Below are 18,419 nucleotides of genomic sequence, written 5' to 3' on the forward strand. Positions count from 1 at the left end.
TCCGACATTGATGTGGATACGGAGATCCTGTTCCTGATGGTTCAGGCGTCCCCGTCCCTTCAAAAGCAGCTTAATGCAGCTGAGCTTTGCGAATTGGTCGGCCCGGAGCCCTCTGGTGGCGCAATCCAGTCCGTCGTGTCCGCGGTTAGATGGATCCTCACCAATCAGGTCAAACTCAGGTCGGCTGTCTGGCGCGTGGCGCTTGATAAGCACGGATGGGCGGCACTCGCGGCCGTTGTCGTTGCTGTCGATCGGCAAGGCGTTCGAGATCCGGCCAGCTACCTCTATTCCATGCTCAAAGCTGCCCGCTTGCGTGACACGGTGCGCCATAGCCTTCGCGCCCTTGAAAGTCAGGAGGGCGGCTATGCTTGATCTCGTTTCACATGACAACGGTTTGCCTCAAACTCACGTCGGGCGAATTTCGATGTTCCAGGCGAAAGCCCGCGCCCTTTCCCGGCTCCGCCGTTGGAATGGTGCCAGTGACGTAACCGTTGCACAACATCTGGTCGATGGATGCGACCGTGCCCCGCTGGAAGTGAAAAGTTACATCCTTCTCCATGACATCGAGGAAGATGAAACCGGCGATCTTATCACGCCGATCAAGCACCGAATGCGAGAGCTGGGCATCTGGGACAAGTTTGAAACCCATGTCGTCATGCCGATCCGACAAAAGTTCACACTTGCGGCCGGTCTTGAATGGCCTTGTCCGTCGGAGATCTGCGCCCAGATCGAAGAGATCGATCACCGGCTGAAGGCAACAGAATACCGTGATGCTGTCAATCAGCTGGTGGTCAGGGATTTTCGGCCGGGAAAAACACAACCTTACCCGGAATACATGCTGCCCTGGAGCCCGCAGAAGGCCGAAACCCAATTCATGGATCGGGCAATGCGCTATCTCCCCGCGCTGGAAGGTGGCAATGGGTAATATTCTTCCGATCAACACGATCCCGAAGCCCACAGTCGAAACCTATGCCGAGCTTCAGGCGGCTTTCGATCACTTCAATGCCAGGATATTTGACGGCAAGCTTCCGGCCTGTCTGATCACGCTTCAGCGGAACAAGAGGACCTATGGTTATTATTCCCACGACCGGTTTGTTTGTGGGGAGACAGGAGAGCTTACCGCCGAGATTGCGATGAACCCGAGTTACTTCGTTGCGAGGCCGATCCGTGAAGCGCTTTCCACCCTCGTGCATGAAATGGCGCATCAGTGGCAATACCATTACGGCAAGCCGGGCCGTCGTGGATACCATAACCACCAATGGGCCGACTTTATGGAACGGATCGGCTTGATGCCCAGCAATACCGGGGAACCGGGCGGGCGTCGGGTCGGTGAGCAGATGACGCATTACATCATCGATGACGGCCTTTTTGATCGTGCTTGCGCGGATCTGATGACGACAGAATATACCTTGTCCTGGTTCGACCGTTTTCCACCAATTGAGCCTGTGTCTGTCGAGAGAGGCGGCTGCGCCAGTGTTGGCGCTCTCGCCGCCGTAAGCCCCACCATCAAAGAAAACGGCTCCAATCGCGTCAAATATCGCTGTCCGTCCTGTTCATCCCAAGTCTGGGGTAAACCGGAACTTAAGCTTGTTTGTGGTGAAGAAGCATGTAACGGGGCGCACTATGCCCCCGTCGGCAAAGAGGGAACGGTATGAGTAAAGCAGGAATGGTATCGAGGATAACCGGCAAAATTTTGCCGGTTTTTACCTACGCGAGGGAATGTGTGTTTTCTGGCAATCATCCCAAGCGTGGTGCGGATACCAGACCGAATAAATATCAAACCAAAACTAAATTGGTATTGAATAAATACTTATTCGGTCTTTTTCTGGTTTTGGTTTGTGGTGGCGTCCCCGCCGATGCCAGCGCTTACGATTGCTATCAATGGCCGTTGCGCGAAAGCAAAGGCAGCTACGCCTATGATGGCGATACGATCTATATCCAGATGCCGGGGCTGCCTGATCCGATAGCAAGAATGTCAGTCCGCGTAGCCGGCATCGACACGCCCGAGATCCGGGGAGCATGTGAAGCGGAAAAATCCGCAGCCATAACGGCGCGTAATCGGGTGCGCGCGTTACTGGATCAAGCAGACCTGACAAATACCCCTGTTCAATTCTGCAATCCGGAGTGGGGCAGGTATGGCGGCCGTGTGGTCGCTTGGGTCTCAATCGGCAATATCTGGCTGCATGATCTGCTGATCGGGGAAGGACTGGCACGCCCTTACGACGGCGGCAAACGAGGCGGATGGTGCAATGTGCCTGAATGATCGGCGTATTTCTTAGGTGGCAGGATAAGTGTAGATAAAAATACTTATTTAGTACCGAATTAGTGCTTGCGGCAGGCTGCAATTTCAGTATATTTAAAGTATTGAATAAGTATTATTTTTTAACTAACAATATACTTTAATGATGTTTTTTAAGCACATTTTCAATGCGGGTTCGAATGGAGGTCAAAGTGACCGAACACAAGAAGTCCCAGAGTTCAATCTGGTCAGCAGATCGAAAGATCACGGCGAGGGCATTTGAGCTAAGGGCCGCACAAGAACTGCAATCCTTGCTGCGCGAGGAGATTTCAATCCTGCCTGCAACATTGTCGGACCAGATCAAGCCGTTTCAGATTGGCGTTCGTGCTCTCTTTGACGACCTGGCGAAAGTCGGCACAACACCTATCGAGCTGAAACTTGCCTTACAAAGATATACCGGGGCGACCGGATACCAGATGGCCTTGGGGCTTGATGGCAGTCACCGTTATCGCCTTAACGGATCTGTGGATGGTCCTGTGTCGGATGACAATCGGGAACATGCCCGGAAGATTGCCCTGAGCCGCTTTGAAAAGATGCGACGCAAGAAAGCAAATCCGGAACCTGATGTCCGATCATTTTCACCGCTGCCAGAACCGGCGAGACAGGCTCGTGCCATTCTAACAATTAATCGCCGATCTGGTACCTAACAAACACATATCCAATACCGATTATGTATTGATTTAATGCAGGAGCAATGCTGTGATTGTCATGTTTGGAAGCCGCAAGGGCGGATGTGGAAAATCGACGACAGCGGTAAATGTTTGTGCCGCGCTCGCAAAGCAGGGAAAAGATGTTGTGCTGGTTGATGCCGATCGACAAAGCACTGTTGCCAAATGGGTGATGGACCGGGACGAAAACCCGGACCTTCCCAAGGTTCACTGCATCCAGAAATACGATAACATTCGCGATACCCTGATCGATCTGAACAATCGATACGAGTATGTGATTGTCGATGCTGCGGGCAAAGACAGCCGGGAGCTTCGCACCGGTATGACAGCTGCCCATAAGCTGATCGTGCCGTTCAAGCCCTCAAATGCGGATCTGGATACATTGGACGACCTGCAAAAGATCATTGTCGAGGCGCGTGACTTCAATCCCGGGCTTGCGGTTCATGGCTTGATGACGATGGTGCCCACCAATCCTGTCATTCGCGAGCGTGAAGAAGCTCGCGAATATCTGGCAGACTTTCCCGAGATCGAGTTGCTTGCAGAGGTCATTTGTGAGCGCAAGGTATACCGGGATGCCCTGCCGGAAGGACGCGGTGTCGTCGAAATGGACAATCCCAAAGCGGCTTCCGAGATCAATGCTCTCATGCAAAGGATATTCTGATGGTCAAACGTCGTGAGCAAAAAAACGCGGAAATCCCTAACGTTGACCCCGAGAAGATCGAAGAATTTGCAAGCCGGGTGGATGATGTTGCCAAGCCCGGCCGCATGGGGCGGCCGCCGAAGGCTCCAGGCAAGAAGCGAGACTACAAGGCGATCAGTCTTCCATTCAATCAGGTTGAATGGGAGGTCCTAGAGGAGGCGGCCGAAAAATCCGGGCGGTCGAAGAATAACTTTATTCGCTGGGCGATCGCGGAAATGGCCAGGAACTTATAGTACTGGACTGGCATTTCGTAGGTGCTGACAGCCGTAACGATGCTCAAGGGATCAAGTAATGTATCGATGAGCGTCCATTTTGTCGTCGGGCAAACCAATCCGTTTGTTTGAGGATATCCCGAAAAAACAATATCGAATCAGAAAACACTGTTCCTGTCTGATCTGTCAAAGCAACTTTACGGGGCCGATACGGATGACTTTGATGAAGTGTAAGTGTTTTCTAATTCATGTTACGGTAGAAGTTGACGTTTTACATTCCAATAAAACGATTGTCCGAGTTCGGGGGCTTTATGTATCTGCGTGAACTTGAATTGACCAATTTTCGGATATTTGCAGATGGGAATGACAAAGGTCGTATCCTTTTGTCAAAAGGAGTTACGGCCATCGTCGGCGGTAACGATCACGGCAAGACCGCAGTCATTGACGCTATTCGATTGCTGCTTGGCACTAGCGATCTCGACTTTGCACGTATTTCTCTCTCAGATTTTCACACTTTGACGACTGGTGAAACCGCTACAGAGTTCAAAATTCGTGCTTGGTTCGATGATCTCAGTAATCAAGAGCGCGGTACTTTTGCCGAATATCTGAGCTATGAAAAATCGGATGATGGCACAGTTCATGCCGTTCTTTGCCTTAACCTTATTGCCAAAAATCACAAAAATTACCGCCGGGGAAGGCCATTCATTACCACCGAAGTTAGAGCCGGGGCGGAGAGTGATGGCCCGGTCTTGGATCAGAATGCTAGGTCGCTATTGGTGGCGACATACCTTCGCCCTTTGCGAGATGCAGAGCGGGAGATGTCTGCGGGGCGAGGGTCACGATTGTCGCAAATTTTGTTAAATACAAAAACCGTTGGGGCGCGCGGTGAAGAGGATTACGTCAGAGGGACTGAACCCGCCGATGTAAAAAAACTGAGTGTTCTGCACCTTGGCGACTACTCCAATGATTTGTTGTCCGGGCACGATGCAATTCAGGAAGCAGGAAAAAAGCTTAATAGCGAGTATCTTGAGCCTTTGTCGTTTGGCGGGGATATGAATTCCAGCCAGATTTCCATCGGTGCCGGAGGGGACGACAAGGCGCGTTTGCGGCAGCTCTTGGAGAAGCTGGAACTCCAACTTATCGGGGATGCGATCGGAGGGGACATTCGTCACGGGCTTGGCTCAAACAATCTGCTCTATATGGCTTGCGAGCTTCTCCTGCTTGGTGATGGCGATGACGGCACATCCCTGCTTCTGATTGAGGAGCCTGAAGCCCATCTGCATCCTCAACGGCAATTACTCTTAATGCAATTCCTGAAAGACCATGCCGAGAAGTATAAAGCCGACTTGCAGATCATCCTTACCACTCATAGTCCCAATCTAGCTTCAGTGTTGCCGCTGAATAGTCTGATGTTGATGCAAAAAGGCAAGGCCTTTTCCTTAGCAAATGGGCAAACCAAACTAGCGGAGGGTGACTACCGTTTTTTGGAGCGTTTCCTTGATGTTACCAAGGCCAATCTATTTTTCGCCCGCGGGGTTTTGATCGTTGAGGGGGATGCTGAAAACATCCTGTTGCCGACCTTGGCCCGACTTCTCGGCCGAGATCTCGCTAAACACGGCGTGTCCATAGTGAATGTCGGTGGTGTTGGGTTAGGCCGTTTTGCGCGAATCTTCATGCGTGAAGATGAGAACGATGGCGAGATCGGCATTCCTGTGGCCAGCATCACTGATCTTGATGTGATGCCCGATTGCGCACCCGAGATTTTGGGGATCAAAAAAGTTCGGAACGGTGAAGGGAATGAAGAATGGTCAGCAAATCGGAGGTGGTTGATGGTGTCGGAGTTTCCTAAAAATGGGAAAACGTTGGATGAGTTCCGACAGGATAAAATCGATAAGGTTTCGGGACAGTCTGTCAGCACTTTTGTTGCGGATCATTGGACCCTCGAATACGACCTTGCCATTACGGAGCTGGCCGAGGAGGTTTATGTCGCGGCAAAGTTGGCTCAGGCCGATGAAAAAATCTGCGACAAGACGAAAACCCGTGAAGGAGTCGAGCGTGAAGCGCGGGCTAGCTTTAAGGATCTTCCTAAAGATCGCAAGCGACCATCAGAGATTTACGCCCAATTTGCGCATAAAACCAAAACAACCGCTTCCAAGGCCATTGCTGCGCAGTACCTATCGGAGTTGTTGGAAACCAAAACCCCTATGGTTTGGGGAACTGGGAAGTGGGAAGATGTTCTTCCGTCTTACCTTGTGGAGGCTATAAAGCATGTTACGCCAAATGCTGGAGTGCTCGGCATTCAGCCACAAGATGACGACAGGGTTGCTGGGGAAGAAATACCGGAGCAGCCTATCCCATGAAGGACCTTTCACCGTTTGTTTTTCCCGAGATTACCGATGACGATATTGCTTGGGCTTCCAAAGCAATTGGCTTGCCTGCTGACGCGTTCGATCAGGCTCGGAAAGGGGTGCTAAAGGATAGGGCGTCTATTGATGTCGCTGCGTGTCCTGGTAGTGGCAAAACTACGCTTCTTGTTGCTAAATTGGCAATCTTGGCCCGTAAATGGAGGGATACGAGACGCGGTATTTGTGTTCTCTCGCATACCAATGTCGCGCGTGATGAAATTGAAAAAAGGATTGGCTCAACTGCGGAAGGTCAGATGCTGTTGAGCTATCCGCATTTCATCGGGACGATCCACGGTTTCGTGGATAAGTTTTTGGCAATTCCTTATCTGAGATGGAAAGGCTGGGACTGCCTTGTCAACGACGAACTGTGTTTTGAGAAGATCAGAGATGAAGTTCAGTTTGTTGAGGGTTTTGATTTTGATTTTAAGAATAAATATCGCGTACTTAATCACCAAAATAAGAACAAATACATCAAGCTAACTCTTTCTTATTCGGAACGGAGTGTGTCGGTTACTCCATCATGCAGTGTCGGAAATCTAGATGCGTTTTCTGATGACATCACTCTGAATGACCTAATTAGTTTCCAGACGAATTTAAAGCTCAGCGTTAGCAAGAGAGGATATCACGCCTATAATGATATGTTTGCTTACGGACATCGGCTTCTTGATGTTTTCCCCGGTAGTAGCCAGCATTTAACAGCACGTTTTCCAATCCTTTTCATTGATGAGGCGCAGGACAACAGCGAACTGCAATCTAATATTCTGCATCGGGTATTTGTTAGTGGGCAATGCAAAGTTGTTTGTCAGAGGTTTGGCGACGCCAATCAGGCGATCTTTAACAACGTAGACTCAAAAGATATTCCGATAACGTGGGTTTTCCCCAGTGATGAAGAAAATATCAAGCGCGATATTCCTGACAGTCATCGCTTTGGACAGTCCATAGCAGACTTTGCAGCTCCGTTTGCTATCGTGCCACAGGGGTTAACTGGAAAAGGTCCCGATCAAAGAAAGGCAGGCGCGGATATTGGTGAGATGCATACCGTCTTTTTGTTCGAAGAAGACGCGCAGGCACATGTTCTTCCTGCCTTCACAGATTATTTGCGAGAAATTTTTGCGCCCGATGTTCTGTCAAATGGTAGTTTCGTTGCTGTTGGCGGTAAACACAAAGAGCCGAGCGACGATAACAATAAACCGAATTCTGTCTGCGATTATTGGAGTGCGTACTCGCCCGAACAAACAAGAGCCGAACCTAAGCCGGATACCTTTATCGGCTACCTTCAGGCAGGGCACTCTAAGTTTTACAAGTGCGATAACGGAAATCTTCATAGCATGGTTGAAAGTATCGCAGAGGGAGTTCTGGAAGTGGTGCGGCTTGCGGGAGGGAAAATAGTAAGAAAGCAGCGAAAGGATCGCTATATCCGCGAGATACTTGCAGAGAAACCGGAGGTACGTGTTACTTATAGTGAGTTTATGCGCCGTTTTGCCGTTGATTGGGAAGATCTGACCCAACAACAATGGGAAAATGAGTGGCAACGGAAAGTTAGTGACATTGCCGAAGCTATGTTCGACGGTGATGAAGCATATCAGGCACCGCAGGCATTTTTAAATTGGCCGGATGTCGGAGCTGACGCTCCTGCGGGTGCGCAGGCTAGGACGATTTACCAGAAGGACGAACAATTGCCGAAAATTCGTCTTGGCTCTATTCATTCCGTCAAGGGTGAGACCCATACGGGGGTCTTGGTGTTAGAAACCTTCTGGAATGGTTATTACCATGGCAAACTCAAACGCTGGTTGTTGCGAGAAAAGCAAGGCGGTAACGGAGAAGGAGTCCAGAACTTAAGTCGTCTGAAGCTACACTACGTAGCGATGACTCGCCCAACTCACTTATTGTGCCTCGCCGTGCCATCCGCGACATTTGCCCCTGATGAAATAAACACCCTTTCAGGGGGGGGATGGCGTATCGCGCGGATTGCTGCAGGTGGTCAGGTTACATGGCAAGCTTAACCAAAAAGTGGCTGACGTTTACGGGATTAATACTCATTTAAGCCCAAAAAGCACAAGATAGAGTGTGTAATTTTAATTGCCTGATTTTCTAGCGAAATTTCAGAATATTATTGCAAGCTAAACAAGAGCTAATGGAGGTAATTTGCTTATCGGGATAGACAGAAACAATGGCCTTTTTTATGAAGGACAAAGTTACCGGGGATATGGGGTATGGCCCAAACCTGTGATATCGAACGCCAGATTTGTCTATCCCACGACTAAAATCAATGCAGATGATCCTGCTAGTCTTGGTGGGTGTTTTTTTCGTGAAGATACGTTTGATCCTGTATCGCGTATCAGACGTGGTCGGTTTTATTTCGAAGGATCCAGTCAGCCTGCTCAATGGACCGTAGAGCCTCATCCAGCGCTAACTAGTGAACTTAGGGAGAAGGCGCATTTAACGCTGAAAAAGGAGCTGGACACGTATTATGCGAGGCCAATATCGGATCGATATTTAGCGAATAGGAGTGAGCGACCGGTCGTTTGGCTGGGAATAGAAGAGCGGTTCACAATATGGAATATTGTTGACGTTGAAGCGATCCACACAGGCGAGGATCTAGTTACATTAAGATCTTGTTCTCGATTTGGGATTTTACCCGAAGTCTCTGAGGCCAAGGTGGATAAAGACTATAGAGCACCGCTAAACGAGATGCTTAATTATGTAGCAGATGACCTTTTTAAATCTTCCGCCCCATCGGTTGTTGATCGAGCACGGGAGGCAATTAGTCAAATATTGCTAACGCATTATAAAGCAACAGCGGAAAATGCTAAAGACCTTAGCAAAATGATCAACGAATTGGAGCGTGAAAAACGTATTATTGCGGCTTCAGCGGCCAAGATAGTTGCCAGGTTACATGCCCGGGCAAAACCGGTTGAACGTAAGGCGCGTGATTTGCCCCCTATTCGTCGTCAAGACGCTGAACTGGCGGTTCAATGTGTTGGCGTTGTACTTTGTGAGCTTGGTTTTGCTGAATGGCCGTAAGCTTTAAAAAAAATTAATTTTATGCGTCAAAACTTCAACAATTGTGAATTATTTTACTTCTTTCTTGAACGCTAATTCTCTGCGCAACCTCTCAAGTATTTGCCTCTTGGATGCTTCAGTGGTTAACCAAGCTCTTCCAAACCCTTGTTGTTCAACTTCGAAGTCGAAAATTTTGAATGGAGGTGTTGCTCCATCAAAATAAAATTCTGCTGGGTTCTTTCTACCTTGTCTAGAGGTACGATATCTTGGATTTGGGGCATATGTACAAAGGATCGTTCGATCTATCCAATAATCTGCACGCAGGAGAACATCTGCCAAAAGGTGATACTTCAACGGTATGCCTTGAGAATGCATCCAGACAAGAAACTCTACTTCACGTATAGCAGAATAGTAGAACTTTCCTAACCGCCACCTGAGAGCGTCATCAATACGCTGATCCGAATAGTTTTCGCGAAGTCTCAACTTCAGCGGCGCAATTTGATCCAGCCAATGAGGTTTGGCTTGTTTATTCATCCAACGCCAAAAACGCTGCCATGTTGGTAAGTTTCCGGTGCGTTCAATGAACCGATGAAAAAGATGTTGGAGAGCAAAAGGACATGTGAAGTCTTCAATTTCCCGGATTTGATGCTCTTTCGGGACATTGCCAAGTGCATGTTCAGTTTTCTCTAAAGTTTCTCTTATGTCATCTGGAGAAAGAGAAAACAATTTTTCATGATCGAAGTTTTGTACAAAAGATACCACATCCCCGTAGCCAGGCCGTTCGACCCACTCCCGGTAAGCTCTTTTTGCAGTTGGCCCGCCGTTCTCAACAAGATCACAATAACATTCAGAAAAAGAAACCTTCATTGTTCTCGTTTGTTAATTTTAATATTTCAAAATTACTTTGATTGTGCCGAATATTATCTAGAGATCGTCGACAATGGCTATGTTACAAGATCAAGTGGAAGATCTGATATGTCTCGTAATCGTTTTCCTTCAACCATTGTATCGAGAAGTTCAAGAGTTTCCTCCCGACTTTGATCAACGAGTGCTTCTCGGAGTTCATATAGTGCAAAGTGATAAACACAGTCGATGTCACCTGTACCCAAAGCCAAAGAAGCGATACGGCCCGGGGTCGGCTCACCTGTAATGACTGCTATATGAGGCAAGCGTCCTTTTCTGTTGCGGACAAGATTCAAGCCTTCCGACCTTGCATTCTGCGCCCTGTCGCTACGCAGAGTCCATTTGCAACTGATAGACGCGTGGAGTATGTCCTGCTCTTGGTTGACTTTTCTGAGGCTGCTCAAGCGCGCAGTTTCACTGTCTACAAGCAACTCTATGGCGTTAATCGTAAGGTCTTCTTCGGGGGCGCGGGCAACAACAATATCTGGCTTAATAAGATAGTCCGACCCGAGAGCTGTCGCGATTTCGCGGTTTGACTTCGCAATCGCTTCAAGATCATCGAGGTGTGCATATTGATCGAAAGACGCGATAGCACCGCCCTTTGATACTCTAAACATGCCAGGGCGAAGGTGCCGCATTCTATCAAAGCAAACGCTTACAAAGCTGGCGCACACACCTTCGAAGTCTGCTCCTGCTGTCTGTCCTGCGAGTTTTGGTGCGGTTTTTGCCGTGCCGAGCCGATCTAATATTGAACTTGCAATAGCAATACTAGCTTTGCTGGACTTATCGGCATTGCTCGGAATACCTGATGCACTTTTGGTCAGAATGTTATCTAGTAAGGTTGCGTGGAATTCCCGCCGTGCCAGCGTCAGCCAACCGTCTCTCATTACGCCACCACCTGAAAAGACCTTCTAACTGACAACGCAGCTCTGATTTTCAGAGCTACGGCTTCCGCGACGGGAGGAGGAAACGCGTTTCCAACTTGCCTGTAAGCTGGTGTTTTCTTACCAGAGAATTGCCAATGATCGGGAAAACCTTGGAGCCGAGCGACCATCCGGACCGTGAGGCGCGGCATGCCAACAAAATCTTCATCGGGAGATTCAGTGGTGATACCCATTCCGTCCACCCCGAGAGTCGCCCAAGCACGTTTAGCTCTCGTCGGGCCCAGATCCGGACCACCATGTTTTTTGGAACCGCCAACTATAGTTGGTGCGATATCATCAGCTTGTTTTTTCCATCGCTCTGCACCTTTCCAACCATTTTCGGACATTAAATCATAAAGCGCCTCGCCAACCGTCGGAGCATTGACTCCTGATGGAACTGGCCAAGAAAAATGTTCTGCACGATCATTTCGGATTGCCACGATAACAACACGTGGGCGAAGTTGCGGTACTCCGAAGTCGGAAGCATTAAATAGGTGCCACTCTGTCTGGTAACCTAACTTTTGGAGCTGCCGTTTGAGGCTCTGGCGATAGTCTGCGAACACGGCATCAAGAAAGCCGCGCACATTCTCAATCATAACCGCTTGTGGACGAATTTCATCAACAACGCGCAGAGCGGCAGGAAAGAGGTTTCTCTCATCTGCGTGGCCAAGCTGTTTTCCTGCAACAGAAAATGGAGGACAAGGCAACCCTCCTGCCAGTAAGTCTACCCCTTCGTACGGACGACCGTCGAACTTCATCAAATCAGCTTGATCACCTTGTAAAATATTCCACTGCGGTCGGTTCAAGGCTAGTGTGTTCCGGCAGTGGTTGTCGATTTCGATAATAGCTTGATGGCTGTAGCCAGCTTGCTCCAAGCCTAAGGCTTGGCCTCCTGCTCCGGCACAGAGCTCCACTGATGTAAGATTTTCCAACATTCATTCCTCCCCTTTCCTAACACATCATAACTGTGCTGGCTGCAATGCGAAAGGAACCAGATATTGATACCCATCCCCGCTTGTTCCCCATGTGTTCTATATTCTATGTAAGCATTCGGTCAAGCTTGTTTCAGCCTAGTTTCCTCTGTTTAGCTAGGTGACAAATCCCTGTAATCTCGTCTTGGTTGGAGAACCACCAAATGCTTCTTGGTTCACATAATTCCGATATTATGCGGGCTTGGTGACCATAACCCGGTCAGAAGGGTATACTAACTAGCACTTAAGGTATTGGAACAGGAATCGACTTTAGGTGAGTTTGTTTAACTTTTGGAGAGAACGCTGCAAGCTTTTGAGCTTCCACATCACCTTCCACCTAGCGAACGCAAATCAAATTGCTTTTGCCCTTGTCGGCCTCCTTACCTCAAAATTAGCCAAGAAGGTGTCTGTGAACCTTGGGGCTATTCTTCAGTTGTCGATATCGATCTACTGACAGATTTGGCTGCCGATCCGGGGAGGGGGAATTTGCCGAGTTCCCCCTCGTTGGTAAGTATCTCATGCCCCAACATAATTTGATTTTTTAGAATGAAGTCAGTTTTTTGCTATTCGATTGTTCATTGGCAATCGATCCGAGGGCTTTGCGGGCCGTGTGCAGATAAAGCACCGGCTCGCGATATACCGCATTACTGGATTCTGCCTCGCGGAGATCCGACAGAAGGGTATCAATGCGCTGGGTCAGGTCGTTGTGATTGACAACCATGTTTGCCTCCAAGGATGTAATTGAAACTATCCCCAAGAAAGTATGTCGGCCTTCTCCCTGGGCCGGACCCAGCAATCCTAATGCGCAATGATGAATGGATTTTTCGTTGTTGGTCCATATCTTGCGCGGATTATTCCATGCAGCAGCCAAACGCGGTTATTTGTATTAAGTGGATTGTGCTATCCAGAAGTCGGTAAAATTCAGATTGGTATTTTTTCAATACATATTTGGTATTTTTTATCTATTGATTTTGTATTTTTGAGCATGCTCGCCTGATAAGGTTTTGCGAGTGCATGCGTTTGTGGATTGCACAAACCACAAAGAACCCCCGGCATATTATTCGATGCCGGGGAGAGGGTTGGGGTGTGCAGTTTTGGTTACCAGACTTCAGTCCCATGCACCGAGTAGTTTCGTTCAAGTTGGCCTGCCTGGTCTTTTAGTAATTCTTGTCGCAAAACGTTACGGTCAAAGGGAGAACCGTACCGTTCGGCAATATCGATCAGTGGATCTGGGGTGTCGAAAGTACTACCGCCATTACCTTTCCAGATAAAAGGCTCGTCTGCCCCAAGGTGGAGAACTTGAACGAAAAAACTGCAAATTCCCGGATCCCAGCCAATTACTACTTCATGTTCACGGTTATCAAGGACACAACGGCTCATGGTAGCTCCCTTTGGAATGTAAAAATCGGCCTATGTAAGCATGGCTAACAACACGTTCAATATTCAGGAACAGATTGCTGCATGCAATCATTGATTGCATATTTTGTGTTAAAGCAGCATCTGAAAAAGGCATGATTTTGTTTCCGGGCTGAGAGATTAAGCAAACATTTTTTCTCGGCTGCACTCAAGTTCAGATAGGTGCGCCATGCGCGACACCGGTCAATCTCACTCGTATACATGGAAGCCGAAATACGACCCTTACGGGAAACGATTGGTCGTGCCGACAGTATCGTGGACAACACCCTTTCAGGCACTTATCAGGTACCCTTGAGGCACTGATCTTCATGATCGGCCGAAGGAAGGGCTTCGCCCTCTGCCGTAAAGCAGAATCAGGGTCCCCGCTCGCGCCCTAACGGTCGCGAACATCCCATATTCAGCTTGACGGCATTCACCCTTTTTAGACGACGGGAAGAAGTTGAACCCGCCATAAGGAAAGGGAAGAGCGATGAAGATCACTAGCAAACATCATCTTACGCAGACCGAGCGACGCCATATTAAGCGACTTATCGAGATCGGGTTCGGTCTCGGCCGGTGTTATGGAGCCACCAGTCGCAAGCGCTTTGCTCTTGTGAGCAGCGCCGGAAACACCGTGATACTCAAAATCTCTGATTATTATCGTGACGATATGAACCGCCCCAAATGGTCGCCCTGGAAAATGGCGCAGATTGATTTCGCATCAACCGAGGAAAAGCCAATCAAGTCGAAGCCTGACAACGATGTATCAGCATCGGATGCAACACATCAAATGAACTTGAGGTTGTGAAATAGGAGGCAAAATAATGCACAAGGTCACAGATCACGACATAAAGAACGCCAAGCGTATTGCCCTTGAATTTGATGCTGCAGTCATAGCAAACGATGGTAATGCTGCACAGAAGGCCGCACATGATTTCCAAGGTCTCATCGCAACGACCAATGGAGAAAATGGCAGCTTTGGCAGTTTTGCCGCCGATGGGGCAGGGAGAGTTCTCACAACAGTACTTGCGGCTAAAGCCGGTCAGGTTCCGCATTGGGGGCAGAACGGGGTGTTTGTTCTGGAAACCAAACATGGCCGTGCATTGGTCGATTTCACCTGCCCATTGGATACATGCAGCAGCTTTGGCTTTACTGCCATTGATCTTGGTATGCCCTTCATTTCCACGACAGGGTATCGCTCACATTTCTATGTAGAATGGCCGCCACTCAGCGTTAAGGAAGCAGCTGCTGCAGTCTTTTGCGAATATGCTGAGGCCGGGGAGATGGTAAATATCAAAATCGAATATCGTCAGGGCCGGAACAACTCGCTGCCGGATTTCGCAAAGCCGTCATGCACAGCGTTTCAGGGCATTCCAACGCAAACCGATGATAAAGGCCAAATCGGTTTTCAGTTTTGATCGGCCGGTTGAATACGACAGGAAAAAGACATAGACGGAAACCGGCAAAATTCTGCCGGTTTCATTTCTTTTTGCCAAGTACCCGCGCCATGGCCTCAAAGTCATGTTCAATTTTACAGGTGCGATGCCAACGCAGACCAACGTGATCCCAATGAGCTGTAATCGTGTATCGCTTCATCATGTGCCGGAGCTGTGAAACTGTCTCGGGTTCACGCGACCATACCTGTAACCTGGATATCAAGGCGCTAAATCGCTTATGGATATCGGCGATATTTGCCGGTGCCTTTATCTCTTCAAGTGACCGTTTTAATCGTGCAATTTCCAGCTTTACGAGACGCATCTGTTCGGTGTTGTCATCAAACCATGCCTTTAACTCGGCACTGTCGCTATTCACCTTGAACGTGTTCAGTGCATGGGCGGCGCGATCCCGCATTCCTTGCAGCCTTTGTTCGGCTTCGCTGATCTGCTTTTCCAGCCTGTTACGTCTTTCCGCTATGGCTTCATGACCATAATGCGCTTCGATGTCCGCGCAAGTCAGGCGCATGGCTTCACGAGTGATAATATCGCATAGCTCTTCGTAACGGATCGCACGGTTCGGGCAGCCTTTTTTCTTGCAGGAATAACGATCCGCCCAAGCCGCTGTGATTGTGGTGTCATGTTCGGCACATCGGAGACGCCCAGCAAAAACCGCAACAACCTTTCCTGTCGACTTGATCTGTCTTTGTCGCCAGTGCTTGATCCGTGTTTTTGAAATCTGGTCTGTTTCTTTAGGTGATCGCATGCTGGCGGTTTTTCGATATTCCGCTACCTTGGATGACCTTTCATCCAGTTGCGCCTGAATCGCCTCAAATTCCTGTTCGTCGATGATTTGCAGCTCGGGAACGGGGACTTGTATCCATTCGCTTTCCGGACGGAGGACCGCGAGCTTTTTACCGGTCTCGGGGTGTTTGCGATATTGCATCCTGTTAAACGTCACCACACCCTTGTAAAGCGTGTTGCGGAGCAGGCCGGTTTTGCGAATGCGCGATCCTACCAATGTCGTTGGTGCCCACTTGCCGCCAGAAGGTGCCGCGATCCCCTTGCGGTCAAGAATGGTGCAGATATGCTGAAGCTTGCTGCCAGTTGAATACAGTCTGAAAATTTCGCGGATGACTTCGGCTTCTTCCTCGACAATGCGACGCTTGCCACGGATAAGTTCACCTTTGCCATCAAAAGCCCGTACAATCTCGTATCCGAAGGTTCGGCCTCCGGGGACGCCGCCGCGTAATACAGAAGCAACCATGCCTCGATGCGTCTTGTCTGACAGATCCTTCAGGTAAAGAGCATTCATCGTGCTTTTCAGGCCGATATGCAGTTCGCCGATGACACCTTCAGAAATGGTTTCGACATCGATGCCGAGGAAGACCATTTTTTTGAAGAAGTTTGCTGTATCTGCCTGATCGCGGCTAATGCGTGACAGATCTTCAGTAATGATCCGGTCGAAGCGACCGTCAAAGGCTCCCATAAGAAGGTTGTTTATGCCCGGGCGGTTTTCCATCTGGGAGCCAGAGAACGCTTCATCGTAATACACATCTTCGATCGTATATTGCTTGGCTTCGCAATAGCCCTCACACCTCAATATCTGGTCTTGGCTGCTGGTGGTTTGGCGGTCTGTCGAATGGCGTGCGTAAATCGCAACTCTCACGTGAAGTCCCCTGCGTTTCTCTTTTTTGATTACACGGCGCAGAAACAGGTGTGCAAGCGATATGTAAGCGCAGGGTTTTCGCCTAAAAACTGGAGGACTGCAACACTTTGGAGGGTTTCAGCCATATTGCAGGAGTTTGCAGGAGATTGCAGATGTTTGTCGAAGTTCGCACAACTTTACCCTGTCGTTTCTTAGGCAGGATAGGTTTGGTGATATCACCAAACGATCACTTTGTGATCATCCTGCCTTATTCGCACGACAAGTCGCGCTCAACGGATAAAAGAGTGTTTTTTTGTTGTCCCGCAGCCAGTTACACTGAATGCCGAATTTAAGGATGGCTTGACATACGTCATCCACCTGCTGGTGAAACTCCGAAAGGAAGAGAAACATGAGCAAGGTCATAGCGTTTGACTTTGAGGGAGTCGAAGTCAGGACAATCTATAAAGGGGATGAGCCTTGGTTTGTTGCCATGGACGTGTGTATGGCTCTGGGGCTTTCCAATCCGCGTAAGGCAATCGAAAGTCTCGACGATGATGAAAAGGGTGTAACTTTAAGTGACACCCTTGGCGGGAAACAGGAAATGAACATCATCAACGAAAGCGGTCTCTACATCCTTATTCTGCGAAGTCGCGATGCCGTGAAACCAGGTACGTTGCAACACAGGTTTCGGAAATGGGTTACGAATGAGGTGCTGCCTGCTATCCGGAAGGTCGGACAATATGTTCCTCAAGGCAGAAATATGCCATCAGAGATGATAGAACACAGGCCTACTAGCTACCGAGTGTTTGAGGCGATTATCCGTCCTGATGGCCCTTGGGGGAAGATATGGGCAATTCCTGTCTACAGACTAGATGATGTAGATTACTGGAATGTGCCGCTCCTTCTTGAAGCTGTTTCCGGATCAAGGGAAATTCCTCCACATATCAATCCCCGACAGTTTTCGTATGACTTGATGAAGGAGCACATCGATCTCCCCGGTGCGGAGCCGCTTCGTGTTGCCAGTTATCGCCAATTAGAAACTCTTGTGCCAGCTGCTGTAGGGTATCTTGACAAAAGAACCCGTGAATTGTTGCAGATGATTCAAAATACGCCTCTGAGGGAGATAGCCCGACGCGGGAATAATGTCGTTCATCTTCGTGATATTACCTCTGAGCAGCCGTAAAGGAAGCCATCAGCATGGCAGAACGGGCGTCTTGGGGAAACTTTCCACCTATTATCCGAAACGGTGATTTGGGTGAGCTACAGAAGCAGCCGGAGTACGCTCTGGCAAAAGGTGGCGATACAGAGGCTGCCCAGGATATTGCGGAACGACTTGTGCGAGCCGACATGCTCAATCAGATTCAACAGGTGATAGGCAACAAGAGACCCCTGAATAGCCCCTGGAATTGTAGACACCCGGTTTGATCAGATTGATACGACAACAGCGGTCGGAAAGATGTTCTTTCACCTTATCGGGATGTTTGCCGAGTTTGAAAGAAATATGATCTCAGAGCGGACAAAAGCGAGGCTGGAAGCCGCCAAGCAGCGCGGCACGTATGGCACAAAACCCTCAATATCCCACGCAACCATGCAAAAGGCGGCAATGCTTTATAAGAAAGGGTTTAATTGGGTGGCTGTTGCTAAAGCAGTCGGCGTATCAAAAAGCACGATCTACAATTATCGAAGCGAGATTGAGGCCTTAATGAAGGCCGATGTAGAGGAAGAATTAGAAAACCCTAAGCCAACAGATTAAGGGGCTATTCATACTGACGCCAAATTTCAATCTCCTAAGGTGCCCCTATTGGTGTGCTCTGATGTTGCCGGGTTCAAAATGCATCGATTTGGATGCTAAATGTCTC

20 protein-coding genes (1 of these 20 only partly in view) are annotated in these 18,419 nt (G+C 49.0%); 14 read left to right on the forward strand and 6 right to left on the reverse strand.

What is annotated here, in order from left to right; all coding sequences use genetic code 11:
- The 10 genes from LG297_RS00760 to LG297_RS00805 all read left to right on the forward strand — a co-directional run.
- Positions 1-372, forward strand: partial view of a helix-turn-helix domain-containing protein gene (locus tag LG297_RS00760; protein ID WP_404424157.1) — the final stretch only. Its footprint begins 708 nt before the window's first position; the window shows 372 of its 1,080 coding nt (coding positions 709-1,080); its start codon lies beyond the left edge, outside the window; its stop codon occupies positions 370-372.
- Positions 365-925 (forward strand): hypothetical protein, encoded by a 561-nt coding sequence (locus tag LG297_RS00765; RefSeq protein WP_404424159.1) that lies wholly within the window; start codon positions 365-367, stop codon positions 923-925. The genes LG297_RS00760 and LG297_RS00765 overlap by 8 nt, the downstream gene beginning before the upstream one ends.
- The gene (locus LG297_RS00770) at positions 918-1,655 is read left to right on the forward strand and encodes a SprT-like domain-containing protein (RefSeq protein WP_404424161.1); all 738 of its coding nucleotides are present in this window, start codon (positions 918-920) and stop codon (positions 1,653-1,655) included. The genes LG297_RS00765 and LG297_RS00770 overlap by 8 nt, the downstream gene beginning before the upstream one ends.
- Positions 1,652-2,263, forward strand: a complete 612-nt coding sequence (locus LG297_RS00775; protein WP_404424163.1) for a thermonuclease family protein — start codon at positions 1,652-1,654, stop codon at positions 2,261-2,263. The genes LG297_RS00770 and LG297_RS00775 overlap by 4 nt, the downstream gene beginning before the upstream one ends.
- Positions 2,264-2,451: 188 nt before the next feature.
- Complete coding sequence (locus tag LG297_RS00780; RefSeq protein ID WP_404424165.1) at positions 2,452-2,946, forward strand: ProQ/FINO family protein; 495 nt, start codon at positions 2,452-2,454, stop codon at positions 2,944-2,946.
- A 61-nt stretch (positions 2,947-3,007) separates the two neighbouring features.
- Entirely contained in the window at positions 3,008-3,628 is a 621-nt protein-coding gene (locus LG297_RS00785; protein WP_404426919.1) for a division plane positioning ATPase MipZ, read from the forward strand.
- Positions 3,628-3,900: a hypothetical protein gene (locus tag LG297_RS00790; protein WP_404424167.1), complete on the forward strand. Its 273-nt coding sequence runs from the start codon at positions 3,628-3,630 to the stop codon at positions 3,898-3,900. Before LG297_RS00785 ends, LG297_RS00790 begins: the two co-directional genes overlap by 1 nt.
- Before the next feature lie 290 nt (positions 3,901-4,190).
- On the forward strand, positions 4,191-6,239 hold the full coding sequence (locus LG297_RS00795; RefSeq protein ID WP_404424169.1) for an ATP-dependent nuclease: 2,049 nt from the start codon (positions 4,191-4,193) through the stop codon (positions 6,237-6,239).
- Entirely contained in the window at positions 6,236-8,287 is a 2,052-nt protein-coding gene (locus LG297_RS00800; protein ID WP_404424171.1) for a UvrD-helicase domain-containing protein, read from the forward strand. Before LG297_RS00795 ends, LG297_RS00800 begins: the two co-directional genes overlap by 4 nt.
- A gap of 142 nt (positions 8,288-8,429) precedes the next feature.
- A complete protein-coding gene (locus LG297_RS00805) occupies positions 8,430-9,308 on the forward strand; it encodes a hypothetical protein (RefSeq protein ID WP_404424173.1) in 879 nt (292 codons plus the stop codon).
- A 48-nt stretch (positions 9,309-9,356) separates the two neighbouring features.
- On the opposite strand, the gene LG297_RS00810 is transcribed toward LG297_RS00805, so the two are convergent.
- The 5 genes from LG297_RS00810 to LG297_RS00830 all read right to left on the reverse strand — a co-directional run bounded on the left by LG297_RS00810 (position 9,357) and on the right by LG297_RS00830 (position 13,464).
- Positions 9,357-10,154, reverse strand: a complete 798-nt coding sequence (locus LG297_RS00810) for a hypothetical protein (protein WP_404424175.1) — start codon at positions 10,152-10,154, stop codon at positions 9,357-9,359.
- A gap of 77 nt (positions 10,155-10,231) precedes the next feature.
- On the reverse strand, positions 10,232-11,077 hold the full coding sequence (locus LG297_RS00815) for an NgoMIV family type II restriction endonuclease (protein ID WP_404424177.1): 846 nt from the start codon (positions 11,075-11,077) through the stop codon (positions 10,232-10,234).
- A complete protein-coding gene (locus tag LG297_RS00820; protein ID WP_404424179.1) occupies positions 11,077-12,048 on the reverse strand; it encodes a DNA cytosine methyltransferase in 972 nt (323 codons plus the stop codon). The genes LG297_RS00815 and LG297_RS00820 overlap by 1 nt, the downstream gene beginning before the upstream one ends.
- Before the next feature lie 577 nt (positions 12,049-12,625).
- Entirely contained in the window at positions 12,626-12,805 is a 180-nt protein-coding gene (locus LG297_RS00825; RefSeq protein WP_404424181.1) for a hypothetical protein, read from the reverse strand.
- A gap of 377 nt (positions 12,806-13,182) precedes the next feature.
- The gene (locus LG297_RS00830; RefSeq protein WP_404424182.1) at positions 13,183-13,464 is read right to left on the reverse strand and encodes a hypothetical protein; all 282 of its coding nucleotides are present in this window, start codon (positions 13,462-13,464) and stop codon (positions 13,183-13,185) included.
- 505 nt (positions 13,465-13,969) lie between these two features.
- Here LG297_RS00830 and LG297_RS00835 point away from each other — a divergent pair.
- Entirely contained in the window at positions 13,970-14,287 is a 318-nt protein-coding gene (locus LG297_RS00835) for a hypothetical protein (RefSeq protein ID WP_404424184.1), read from the forward strand.
- Positions 14,288-14,303: 16 nt separating this feature from the next.
- Complete coding sequence (locus tag LG297_RS00840; protein ID WP_404424186.1) at positions 14,304-14,897, forward strand: hypothetical protein; 594 nt, start codon at positions 14,304-14,306, stop codon at positions 14,895-14,897.
- Positions 14,898-14,958: 61 nt separating this feature from the next.
- Here LG297_RS00840 and LG297_RS00845 read toward each other — a convergent pair whose 3' ends face one another.
- Complete coding sequence (locus tag LG297_RS00845) at positions 14,959-16,581, reverse strand: recombinase family protein (protein ID WP_404424188.1); 1,623 nt, start codon at positions 16,579-16,581, stop codon at positions 14,959-14,961.
- Between the two features lie 388 nt (positions 16,582-16,969).
- On the opposite strand from LG297_RS00845, the gene LG297_RS00850 reads away from it, so the two are divergent.
- Positions 16,970-17,743, forward strand: coding sequence for a Bro-N domain-containing protein (locus LG297_RS00850; protein WP_404424190.1), 774 nt, complete (start codon positions 16,970-16,972; stop codon positions 17,741-17,743).
- 246 nt (positions 17,744-17,989) lie between these two features.
- Positions 17,990-18,313, forward strand: coding sequence for a recombinase family protein (locus LG297_RS00855; protein WP_404426920.1), 324 nt, complete (start codon positions 17,990-17,992; stop codon positions 18,311-18,313).
- The last annotated feature ends 106 nt before the right edge of the window (positions 18,314-18,419 follow it).

Origin of the sequence: Thalassospira australica, from assembly GCF_044790785.1 — a bacterium.
Taxonomy (GTDB): Bacteria; Pseudomonadota; Alphaproteobacteria; order Rhodospirillales; family Thalassospiraceae; genus Thalassospira; species Thalassospira australica_A.